We start from the raw sequence: 10,117 nt of genomic DNA, 5'->3' as shown, positions 1-10,117 counted from the left end.
GCCGCGTCCCCCGGCCGCGCGGCCACGGGTCGCCCCGGCGGGACCCCGGCCACCGCGTCCTCACCCGTCACCGCCAGCGCCTCACCGATCAGCCCCAGCTGCTCTCTCAGCAGCGCGATGTCGGCGGCGGCCGCGTCCCGCGATGCCACGAACTCGGCGTCACGCAGGGCCTCTTCGGGCAGCGGTTCGTCGAGAAGGGCGGCCATCAACGCGTCCATGCCGGCATAGACGGAGCCGTCGTGACCGACGTCGTCATGACGCCGGGCGCCGTCGTCGTGCTGCCTGGCGCCGTCCTGCGCGGACCCGACGCGCTCGGGCCCGACGCGCTCGGTGCCGTCACCGAGGGCGAGGTCGTCGTGCTCGCCGTCCCCTCGCGCGATGTCGTCGTGCGCGATGTCGTCGTACTCGGCGTCGCGCCTGCTGTCGTCCCGGGCGGCCACGTCACACCACCTCGTCCTCGTGCAGGCGGGTGCGCAGGGCGCGGACCGCCGAGTGGAGCCTGCTCTTGACCGTGCCCTCGGGGATGCCGAGTTCATCGGCGATCCCGCGCACCGGCAGGTCGGCGTAGAAGCGCAGGACGAGCACCTGACGCAGGGCGTCGGGCAGTTCGTCCAGGCCTCGGGCGACGGCGAGCGAGAGCACGCTGGAGTCCTCGCCGGAGGGGTGCGCCGCAGGCTGCCGCAGCGAGGCCAGGCGCTCCCCCAGACGCTCCTGGCGCCGCTTGGCGCGGTGCCAGTCCATCGCCAGGTTCGACGCGACCACCGCCGCCCACGCGGACACGTCCCGCGGCGCCTCACGGCCGCTCGCGGCCCGCTCCAGCAGCCGCAGCCGTACCTGCTGTACCCCGTCCAGCAGGTCCGACTGCGGCACACCGCCGAGCGCGAGCACCGCCCGCACCCGCCGCTCCTGGGCCGTGTCCAGTGGGTCGTCGGCCTCCTGGACCCCCTCGACGACCCCCTCGACGTGGCGCGCCTTTCTGCGCAGCACAGTCCCCCCTCCCCTCCCGCGTTTCCCCTACGACGCCGACACGGGCCGAAACGTTCGAAGGGTTCGGCCCGACTTTCCCGGCGGAGCGCAGAGGCGTACGTCACACCTTCGCGTGCACCCGGGTGCCGTGGGCAGGGTCGGGGCAGCACAGCTTGCGGTACGGGGCCACCGTAGGGCGAATTTCTCCAGCTCAGCCGGGGTGACGGCCAAAGAAGCGGCTCCGGTGCCGGGGCCGCTCGTGGCCTGTCCGTCGAGCGTCCTGGTCAAACGATTGGACAGGCGGGCCCGGCCTGACCGCATGATGGAAACGCCTCGGCCATGCCGCAGACACACACAAGCCACGTAAAAGGAGTCGCCGTGAGGGTCGGAATCGTCGGAGCCACCGGTCAGGTCGGCACGGTCATGCGCAGGATCCTCAAGGACCGGGACTTCCCGACGAGCGAGCTGCGCCTGTTCGCGTCCGCCCGCTCGGCCGGTTCGGTCGTCGACGGCGTGACGGTCGAGGACGCGGCGACCGCCGACTACTCCGGCCTCGACATCGTCCTGTTCTCCGCGGGCGGCGCGACCTCGAAGGCGCTGGCCGAGAAGGTGGCGTCCCAGGGCGCGGTCGTGATCGACAACTCCTCCGCGTGGCGCCGCGACCCCGAGGTCCCGCTGGTCGTCTCCGAGGTGAACCCGCACGCGATCGCCGACCGCCCCAAGGGCATCATCGCCAACCCGAACTGCACGACGATGGCCGCGATGCCGGTGCTGCGTCCCCTGCACGACGAGGCGGGCCTCGAAGCGCTGGTCGTCGCCACCTACCAGGCGGTGTCCGGCTCCGGCGTCGCGGTCGTCGCGGAGCTGCACGGCCAGGTCCAGAAGGTCGCGGCGGACGCGGACAAGCTGACGCACGACGGCTCGGCGGTCGACTTCCCCGAGCCGGGCGTCTACCAGCGGCCCATCGCCTTCAACGTCGTCCCGCTCGCCGGTTCGATCGTCGACGACGGTCTGCACGAGACGGACGAGGAGCAGAAGCTCCGCCACGAGTCCCGCAAGATCCTGGAGATCCCCGGGCTCAAGGTCTCCGGCACCTGCGTCCGCGTCCCGGTCTTCTCCGGCCACTCCCTCCAGGTCAACGCCCGCTTCGCGCGCCCGATCTCCGTGGAGCGCGCGACGGAGCTGCTGGCCGGCGCCCCCGGCGTCACCCTCTCCGACATCCCGACCCCCCTGCAGGCCGCCGGCCAGGACGCCTCCTTCGTGGGCCGCCTGCGCGCCGACGAGACCGTCGACAACGGCCTCGCCCTCTTCGTCTCCAACGACAACCTCCGCAAGGGCGCGGCGCTCAACGCGGTGCAGATCGCGGAGCTGGTGGCGGCGGAGCTGAACGAGAAGTAGGCACGGGGCACGGGCGGACGGGGCGGTCACCTTGCGAGGGGTGGCCGCCCCGTCGGCGTCACGGCCGTCGCACCTCGTACAGGAAACAGCCGTACTCGACGGCCCGCACCTGCACGAGTGCGACGTCGGGGTCCGCGAAGGCCTCGGCGAAGGCGGCGTCGAAGCCCTCGGGTCCCTCGGGCTCCTCGACCAGCCGTCCGCCGAGAATGCGTCCGTCGGCGGAGTAGCGGCGAACCGTCCGGTGGGCGTTGCCGAACGGGTGACCGTCACCGACCGGACCCGGGCATGCCTCGGCATGGACGAAGACGGGCCCCTGCTCGTCGTACGCCCCCGGATCGGCACCCGTCCGCGCCGCCCAGCGCCGGAGGGGCGCGTAGGACACCAGGACGATCCGCTCCCCGGGTTCACCGCGCCGCAGACAACAGCGCAGCGGCGCGCCGCCCTCGTCGTCCTTGAACGGCTCGCGCGAGCGCCCCGAGTCGTCGGCCGAGCGGAGTTCCGTCAGCGCCTCCGGGTCAATGGGGCGTGGGATGTACGTGGTTGTCGTATGCGTGGTCATGTGCCCCAGGCTCGCGCGCGCACGGCCCGTTCACCGGCGGGAAACGGACATCGCGTTCTCCGCCGGTGCCATGGAAGGATGGCGCAACCCACACATACCGAGGAGATGACCGCGTGCCTGGCACAAACCTGACCCGCGACGAGGCTCAGCAGCGGGCGGCGCTGCTCAGCGTCGACTCGTACGAGATCGATCTCGACCTCTCCGGCGCGCAGGAGGGCGGCACCTACCGGTCCGTGACCACGGTGCGCTTCGACGTCGTCGAGAACGGCGCGGCGTCCTTCATCGACCTGGTGGCCCCGACCGTCCACGAGGTGACCCTCAACGGCGACGCGCTGGACCCGGCGGAGGTCTTCACGGACTCCCGGATCGCTCTCCCCGGCCTGCTGCAGGGCCGCAACATCCTGAGGGTCGTGGCCGACGCCGCGTACACCAACACGGGTGAGGGCCTGCACCGGTTCGTCGACCCGGTCGACGACCAGGCGTATCTGTACACCCAGTTCGAGGTCCCCGACGCCCGCCGTGTCTTCGCGAGCTTCGAGCAGCCGGACCTGAAGGCGACCTTCCAGTTCACGGTGAAGGCCCCGACCGGCTGGACCGTCATCTCCAACTCGCCGACACCGGAGCCCAAGGACGACGTCTGGGTCTTCGAGCCGACGCCCCGTATCTCGACGTACATCACGGCCCTCATCGTCGGCCCGTACCACTCCGTGCACAGCGTGTACGAGAAGGACGGGCAGAGCGTGCCGCTCGGCATCTACTGCCGTCCGTCCCTCGCCGAACACCTGGACTCCGACGCGATCTTCGAGGTCACCCGGCAGGGCTTCGACTGGTTCCAGGAGAAGTTCGACTACGCGTACCCGTTCAAGAAGTACGACCAGCTGTTCGTGCCGGAGTTCAACGCGGGCGCGATGGAGAACGCGGGCGCGGTGACCATCCGCGACCAGTACGTCTTCCGCTCGAAGGTGACGGACGCCGCGTACGAGGTCCGGGCCGAGACCATCCTCCACGAGCTGGCCCACATGTGGTTCGGCGACCTGGTCACCATGGAGTGGTGGAACGACCTCTGGCTGAACGAGTCGTTCGCGACGTACACGTCCATCGCCTGCCAGGCCGACGCGCCCGGTTCCCGGTGGCCGCACTCCTGGACCACGTTCGCCAACTCCATGAAGACCTGGGCGTACCGGCAGGACCAGCTGCCGTCCACGCACCCGATCATGGCGGAGATCCGCGACCTGGACGACGTGCTCGTCAACTTCGACGGCATCACGTACGCGAAGGGGGCTTCCGTCCTGAAGCAGCTCGTCGCGTACGTCGGCCAGGACGAGTTCTTCCGGGGCGTGCAGGCCTATTTCAAGGCGCACGCGTACGGCAACACGCGCCTGTCCGACCTGCTGGGCTCCCTGGAGGAGACCTCCGGCCGTGATCTGAAGGCCTGGTCGAAGTCGTGGCTGGAGACGGCGGGCATCAACGTCCTGCGCCCCGAGATCGGGACGGACGAGCACGGTGTGGTCACCTCCTTCGCGATCCGCCAGGAGGCCCCGGCGCTGCCCGCGGGCGCGAAGGGCGAGCCGACACTCCGCCCGCACCGCATCGCGGTCGGCCTGTACGAACTGGACGAGACCAGCGGCAAGCTGATCCGTGACGAGCGGATCGAGCTGGACGTCGACGGCGAACTGACCGCTGTGCCGCAGCTGGTGGGCAGGCGCCGTCCCGCGGTCGTGCTCCTCAACGACGACGACCTCTCGTACGCGAAGGTCCGCCTGGACGAGCAGTCGCTCGCGTTCGTCACCGAGCACCTCGGCGACTTCGAGGCCTCCCTCCCCCGCGCGCTGTGCTGGGCCTCGGCCTGGGACATGACACGTGACGCGGAGCTGGCGACCCGCGACTACCTGTCCCTCGTCCTGTCGGGCATCGGCAAGGAGTCCGACATCGGTGTCGTGCAGTCCCTGCACCGTCAGGTGAAGCTGGCGATCGAGCTGTACGCCGACCCGACGACCCGCGAGGCGCTGCTGACCCGCTGGACGGACGCCACGCTCGCGCATCTGCGCGCCGCGGAGGCCGCCTCCGACCACCAGCTGGCCTGGGCCCGCGCGTTCGCCGCGACCGCCCGCACCCCCGAGCAACTGGACCTCCTGGAGGCCCTGCTGGAGGGCACGCAGACGATCGAGGGCCTGGCCGTCGACACCGAGCTGCGCTGGTCCTTCGTCCAGCGGCTCGCGGCGGTGGGCCGCTACGACGAGGCGGAGATCGCCGGCGAGTACGAGCGCGACAGGACGGCCGCCGGCGAACGCCACGCCGCCACCGCCCGCGCCTCCCGCCCGACCCCCGAGGCCAAGGCCGAGGCCTGGTCCCAGGTCATCGAGTCGGACAAGCTGCCCAACGCGCTCCAGGAAGCGGTCATCGGCGGCTTCGTCCAGACCGACCAGCGCGACCTTCTCGCCGCCTACACCGACAGGTACTTCGAGGTGGTGAAGGAGATCTGGGAGTCCCGCTCCCACGAGATCGCCCAGCAGATCGCGGTCGGTCTCTACCCGACCGTCCAGGTCTCGGCCGACACCCTGCACAGGACGGACACCTGGCTGGCCACCGCCGAGCCCAACGCGGCCCTGCGCCGCCTGGTCTCGGAGTCCCGCTCGGGCGTGGAGCGGGCCCTCAGTGCCCAGGCCGCGGACGCGGCGGCGACCACGGCATAGCGAAGGACAGACCGTACGACGCCGGGGCGGCCGGACGGCGTACGACGTGAAGGGGCGCCCGGTGACCGGGCGCCCCTTTCCCGTGCGCCCCTTTCCCCTGCTGGACGGGCGCCCCCTAGACGGTTGACGTCCGCTGCCGCGCTGCACCCCGCGGCCCTCCCCGCGGCCGGCGCGTCGGCGTCGGTGTGCGCGGCTGGAGCTGGCCCAGGACCGTCGCGCCGAAGGCGATGGTCATGCCGAGGAGTTGGAGGGGCGTGAGGGACTGGCCGAGGGCCGCCCAGCCGACGACGGCCGCGGTGAGGGGGGAGAGGGGGCCGAGGAAGGTGACCTGGGTGGCGGAGAGACGGCCGATGCCCCGGAACCAGAGCCAGTAGGAGACGGCGGTGTTGGCGAGGGCCAGATAGAGGTAGCCGCCGACCGCCCGGGTGTCCAGGGCCGGGGGCGCGCCCTCCACGAGGAGGGCGAGCGGGGCGATCAGGAGGCCGCCCGCGGTCAGTTGCCATCCGGTGAGGGCGAGGGGGCCGACGCCGGCCGGGCGGCCCCACCGCTTGGTGAGGACCGTGCCGGTGGACATGGAGGCGGTGGAGGCGAGCGCCGCGAGCAGCCCGACCGGGTCCAGCGCGCCCGCCGCCTTCAGTACGACCAGGCTGACGCCGAGGGCCGCGGCGATCCCGGTGAGCAGCGTGCGTACGGTCGGCCGCTCCCCCAGCAGCACGGTCGCCAGGCCCGCGACGAACAGTGGCCCGATCGAGCCGACGACCGCCGCCATCCCGCCCGGCAGCCGGTACGCGGAGAGGAAGAGCAGCGGGAAGAAGGCGCCGATGTTCAGCGCGCCCAGCACCGCGGCCTTCCACCACCAGACCCCGCTCGGCAGCCTGCGCGAGAGGGCCAGGAGCAGCAGCCCCGCCGGGAGCGCCCGGACCAGGCCCGTGAACAGGGGGCGGTCGGCCGGCAGGAACTCCGTCGTCACGGCGTAGGTGGTGCCCCAGGAGAGGGGGGCGAGTGCGGTCAGGGCGATGAGGGGGAGACGACTCGCGGTGTGCGCGGTCATGGGACGCGTCCTTCGCGGCGGGAGGGCCTGCTCGATCGACACACGGGTTAACTTGCTCGTGATTAGCTTAGCGCTAAGCCACTTTTCGTCAAGCTACTTTCTTGCGGCCGACCCATCGACATCCGATACTCGCCCCATGAACGCGCGCCCCGAGCCCGACAGGCCCCTCCGCGACCCCGTCGACGTGATCATCGACCAGTGGGCGATCGCACGGCCCGACCTCGACACCACCGCGATGGAGGTGTTCGGCCGCGTCTACCGGCTCTCGCGGGCACTCGGTGACCGGCTGGAGAAGGCGTACGCGCGGTTCGGGATCTCACGCGGCGAGTTCGACGTGCTGGCGACCCTGCGGCGGTCCGACGAGCCGTACACGCTCTCACCCCGCGAGCTGTCCGCCACCCTCATGCTCACCACCGGCGGTATGACCGGCCGCCTCGACAAACTCGAACGCGCGGGCCTCCTCCGCCGCTCCCCCGACCCGCACGACCGCCGCGCCCTCCAGGTCACCCTCACCGACGAAGGACTGCGTCTGATCGACGACGCCCTTGTCGCCGGCCTCGCCCTCCAGACCGAGGCGCTCTCCCACCTGAACGACGAACAGGCCGGCCAACTGGCCGGCCTGCTGAGGATGCTGGTGGTGGGGACGGGGTCGTGACCGCGACCCGAGGAGCCGTACGAGAACCCGCGCGAGAAGCCGTGCGCGCCGCCCGAGGCGCCGTGCGAGACGCCGCCCGAGAGGCCCGCTAGGACGCGGCGTCGGCACCCAGCCACGCCGTCAGCGCCGCCTCGACCGTCGCGGCGTCCGCGCCCTCCGTGCCGTCGGCCGCCCAGGCCGCGTACCCGTCGGGGCGGACGAGGACGGTCGTGCGGCGGTCGCTCGCCCAGGTCTCCACGGCGAGACGGCCCTTGCGGGACGGGGAGTCGATGCCCCAGGCGGGCAGGGCGGTCCGTGGGGTGATGAGGACGAAGCGGCCTTCGCGCAGCGACTCGTAGAGGCGGCCGGTGGTGAGGCGGACGTCCGGGACCCGGGTCGAGACAGGCGGAGCGGAGGCGGTCAGGCCTTCGCCTTGGCCTTCGGCTGACGGTCCGTCGACCCGTCCAGGACCATCACGAGACCGGCGATCACCGCGAACAGCGCGAGCGGCGCCACGACGAACAGGCCGAGCGTCTCGATCACGCTGAGGCCCGGGCCGGGGTCGTCGCCGTCGTCGGGCGTCACCGCGAGCGCGGGGGACGACATGAGCAGCATCATCAGCGTCGTACCGGCAGCCAGGGCGCCGGCGCGCAGGGCGTTCTTCTTGTCCACGCGCTAAAGGTAACGAACGTGGGTGAGCTTCGCGCGACCGGGGGCGCCTAATAGCTCGGGGGCGGGGGGTGTGTCGGGGGGTGCGGGTCGCCGGTGGTTGCTCGCACAGTTCCCCGCGGGCCTGAAAAACAGGGGCTGCGCCCCGCGCTTCCCAGGCTCGCAGGGCCTGGTCCTTCAGGGGCGCGGGGAACCGCGCGACCAGCCACGGCTCACCGGCACCCGCCGACGCACCCCCACCCCCACCCCCGACCTCTCACGCACCCCTCAGCACATCCACCAGCGCATGCAGCCGAGGTGACGCCGCCAAGTCCTCCAGCGTCACCGGGCGCCCCGCCGCGTCGGCGATCGGCAGGCGCCAGTTCGGGTACTGGTCCCACGTGCCGGGGAGGTTCTGAGGGCGGCGGTCGCCGAGGGTGTCGGGGAGCCAGAGGCCGACCATGCGGGCGGGGGTACGCAGAAGGAAGCGGTGGAGGGCCTGGATCTGGTCCTCCTCGGAGGTGGTGGAGATACCGCCGCCGGGGCCGTCGAGCAGGCCCAGCCTGGCGAGGAGGGCCAGCCATTCGCCCGCGTCGGCGGCTGCCTCCGCCCGCTCCTCGTCCAGGGAACGGGTGAGCAGGCCCAGGCCGTGGCGGAGGTCGACGTGGTCGCAGGTCAGCCGGGAGGCGGTGGGCGGGAGGTCGTGGGTGGTGGCGGTGGCCAGACAGTTCGCGCGCCAGCGTTCGGGCGGGAGCGGGCGGCCCGTGCCCTCCCAGTCGCGTTCGAACCAGAGGACGGACGTGCCCAGGACACCTCGGGCGTCGAGGGCCTCACGGACGCCCGGCTCGACCGTGCCGAGGTCCTCGCCGATCACCAGGGCACCGGCCCGTGAGGCCTCCAGCACCAGGATCGCGAGCATGGCGTCGGCGTCGTAGCGGACGTACGTGCCCTCGGTCGGGGCCTGGCCCTGCGGAACCCACCAGAGGCGGAACAGACCCATGACGTGGTCGATGCGGAGGGCACCCGCGTGGCGGAGGAGGGCGCGCAGGAGGCGACGGTAGGGGGCGTAGCCGGACTCGGCGAGGCGGTCGGGGCGCCAGGGGGGCAGGCCCCAGTCCTGGCCGCGGGAGTTGAAGGCGTCGGGGGGCGCGCCGACGGACATGCCGGCCGCGAAGTACTCCTGCTGGGCCCAGGCGTCGGCGCCGCCGGGGTGGACGCCGACGGCCAGGTCGTGGACGAGGCCGATGGGCATGCCCGCGTCGCGCGCGGAGCGCTGCGCGGTGCCGAGCTGGGCGTCGGTCAGCCAGGCCAGGCGGGTGTGGAAATCGACGCGGTCCATCAACTCCCCGCGGGCGCGGGCGGTTTCGGCGGAGCGGGGGTCGCGCAGGCCTGTCGGCCAGTGCTGCCAGTCGGAGCCGTGGACCTCGGCGAGCGCGCACCAGGTGGCGTGGTCCTCCAGCGCCTCGCCCTCCTCGGCGAGGAAGTCCCAGTACGCGGCCCGCCGCCCGGGGCCGAGCGGCACGGCACGCACCAGCTCCAGCGCCTCCCGCTTCAGGTCCCACACCGCGTCCCGGTCGATCAGCTCGCCCTTGGACAGGACGGACTCCCGCAGGCGCACGGCCCGTTCCAGCAACGCGCCGAGGCGGTCACGGTCGTCGGGGGACGAGGAGGAGGCGGCGGAGGCGAAGGCGGCCGAGAGGGCGTACGGGTACTCCGGTACGTCCTCCACGCGCAGGTGGACGGGGTCCGGGTAACGACGGGAGGAGGGGCGGTAGGGGGAGGGGTCGGTGGGGGCGCCGGGGACGGCCGCGTGCAGCGGGTTGACCTGGACGAACCCGGCGCCGAGGGCGCGGCCGGCCCAGGCGGTGAGTTCGGCGAGGTCGCCGAGGTCGCCCATGCCCCAGCTGCGCTGCGAGAGGAGTGAGTAGAGCTGGACGAGGAGGCCGTAGGTGCGGTCGGGCGGGGCGGGCAGCCGGGCCGGGGCCACGACGAGGTGGGCCTCGGCGGTGCGGCCGTCGGGAGCGGTGGCGCGCAGGGCGTGTACGCCCGGGGGCAGCTGCTCGACGCCGGTGCGGAGTTCGCCCTGCTCGGTCTCGACGCGCAGCCGGGCGCCGTCCGGGAGGGCGGCCAGCGCGGCGGGGTACTCGCCGTCGGCCCAGCAGACCACG

Annotated in this window: 9 protein-coding genes and 1 pseudogene; 3 read left to right on the top strand and 7 right to left on the bottom strand. The window is 72.6% G+C overall.

What is annotated here, in order from left to right; translation table 11 throughout:
* Together AWZ10_RS18110 and AWZ10_RS18105 are read right to left on the bottom strand one after the other, a co-directional pair.
* Nucleotides 1-440: pseudogene (locus AWZ10_RS18110) on the bottom strand (hypothetical protein); the annotation flags it as partial.
* 1 nt (nucleotide 441) lies between these two features.
* Nucleotides 442-987, bottom strand: coding sequence for a sigma-70 family RNA polymerase sigma factor (locus AWZ10_RS18105; protein ID WP_046705955.1), 546 nt, complete (start codon nucleotides 985-987; stop codon nucleotides 442-444).
* Between the two features lie 357 nt (nucleotides 988-1,344).
* Here AWZ10_RS18105 and AWZ10_RS18100 point away from each other — a divergent pair, with 357 nt between their 5' ends.
* Nucleotides 1,345-2,364: an aspartate-semialdehyde dehydrogenase gene (locus AWZ10_RS18100; protein WP_060891577.1), complete on the top strand. Its 1,020-nt coding sequence runs from the start codon at nucleotides 1,345-1,347 to the stop codon at nucleotides 2,362-2,364.
* A gap of 58 nt (nucleotides 2,365-2,422) precedes the next feature.
* Here the strand turns inward: AWZ10_RS18100 and AWZ10_RS18095 are convergent, their stop codons facing one another.
* Complete coding sequence (locus AWZ10_RS18095; RefSeq protein ID WP_046705953.1) at nucleotides 2,423-2,923, bottom strand: DUF1203 domain-containing protein; 501 nt, start codon at nucleotides 2,921-2,923, stop codon at nucleotides 2,423-2,425.
* 113 nt (nucleotides 2,924-3,036) lie between these two features.
* Between AWZ10_RS18095 and pepN the strand changes: the two genes are divergently transcribed.
* Complete coding sequence (gene pepN / locus AWZ10_RS18090; RefSeq protein ID WP_046705952.1) at nucleotides 3,037-5,616, top strand: aminopeptidase N; 2,580 nt, start codon at nucleotides 3,037-3,039, stop codon at nucleotides 5,614-5,616.
* A gap of 115 nt (nucleotides 5,617-5,731) precedes the next feature.
* On the opposite strand, the gene AWZ10_RS18085 is transcribed toward pepN, so the two are convergent.
* Nucleotides 5,732-6,667, bottom strand: a complete 936-nt coding sequence (locus tag AWZ10_RS18085; protein WP_046705951.1) for an EamA family transporter — start codon at nucleotides 6,665-6,667, stop codon at nucleotides 5,732-5,734.
* 136 nt (nucleotides 6,668-6,803) lie between these two features.
* Here AWZ10_RS18085 and AWZ10_RS18080 point away from each other — a divergent pair, with 136 nt between their 5' ends.
* Nucleotides 6,804-7,322 carry a MarR family winged helix-turn-helix transcriptional regulator gene (locus AWZ10_RS18080; protein ID WP_046705950.1) on the top strand — a complete coding sequence of 173 codons (519 nt, stop codon included), beginning with the start codon at nucleotides 6,804-6,806 and terminating at the stop codon, nucleotides 7,320-7,322.
* 88 nt (nucleotides 7,323-7,410) lie between these two features.
* Here AWZ10_RS18080 and AWZ10_RS47810 read toward each other — a convergent pair whose 3' ends face one another.
* From AWZ10_RS47810 to malQ, 3 genes are all read right to left on the bottom strand, one after another.
* Nucleotides 7,411-7,725, bottom strand: a complete 315-nt coding sequence (locus AWZ10_RS47810) for an aromatic-ring hydroxylase C-terminal domain-containing protein (protein ID WP_408991734.1) — start codon at nucleotides 7,723-7,725, stop codon at nucleotides 7,411-7,413.
* The gene (locus AWZ10_RS18075) at nucleotides 7,722-7,973 is read right to left on the bottom strand and encodes a hypothetical protein (RefSeq protein WP_046705949.1); all 252 of its coding nucleotides are present in this window, start codon (nucleotides 7,971-7,973) and stop codon (nucleotides 7,722-7,724) included. The genes AWZ10_RS47810 and AWZ10_RS18075 overlap by 4 nt, the downstream gene beginning before the upstream one ends.
* A 253-nt stretch (nucleotides 7,974-8,226) precedes the next feature.
* A partial coding sequence (gene malQ, locus AWZ10_RS18070) for a 4-alpha-glucanotransferase (RefSeq protein WP_060891576.1) occupies nucleotides 8,227-10,117 on the bottom strand: 1,891 nt, incomplete at its 5' end.

The organism is Streptomyces europaeiscabiei (genome assembly GCF_001550375.1).
GTDB classification, from domain to species: domain Bacteria; phylum Actinomycetota; class Actinomycetes; order Streptomycetales; family Streptomycetaceae; genus Streptomyces; species Streptomyces europaeiscabiei.
The sequence above is the reverse complement of the archived record's forward strand: the minus strand, read 5'-3'. Positions and strand labels throughout refer to the sequence as shown.

Coding starts and splice junctions, on each gene's coding strand:
- AWZ10_RS18095 (WP_046705953.1), bottom strand. CDS start 2,923: ATGACCACGCATACGACAACCACGTACATCCCACGCCCCATTGACCCG.
- AWZ10_RS18085 (WP_046705951.1), bottom strand. CDS start 6,667: ATGACCGCGCACACCGCGAGTCGTCTCCCCCTCATCGCCCTGACCGCA.
- AWZ10_RS18080 (WP_046705950.1), top strand. CDS start 6,804: ATGAACGCGCGCCCCGAGCCCGACAGGCCCCTCCGCGACCCCGTCGAC.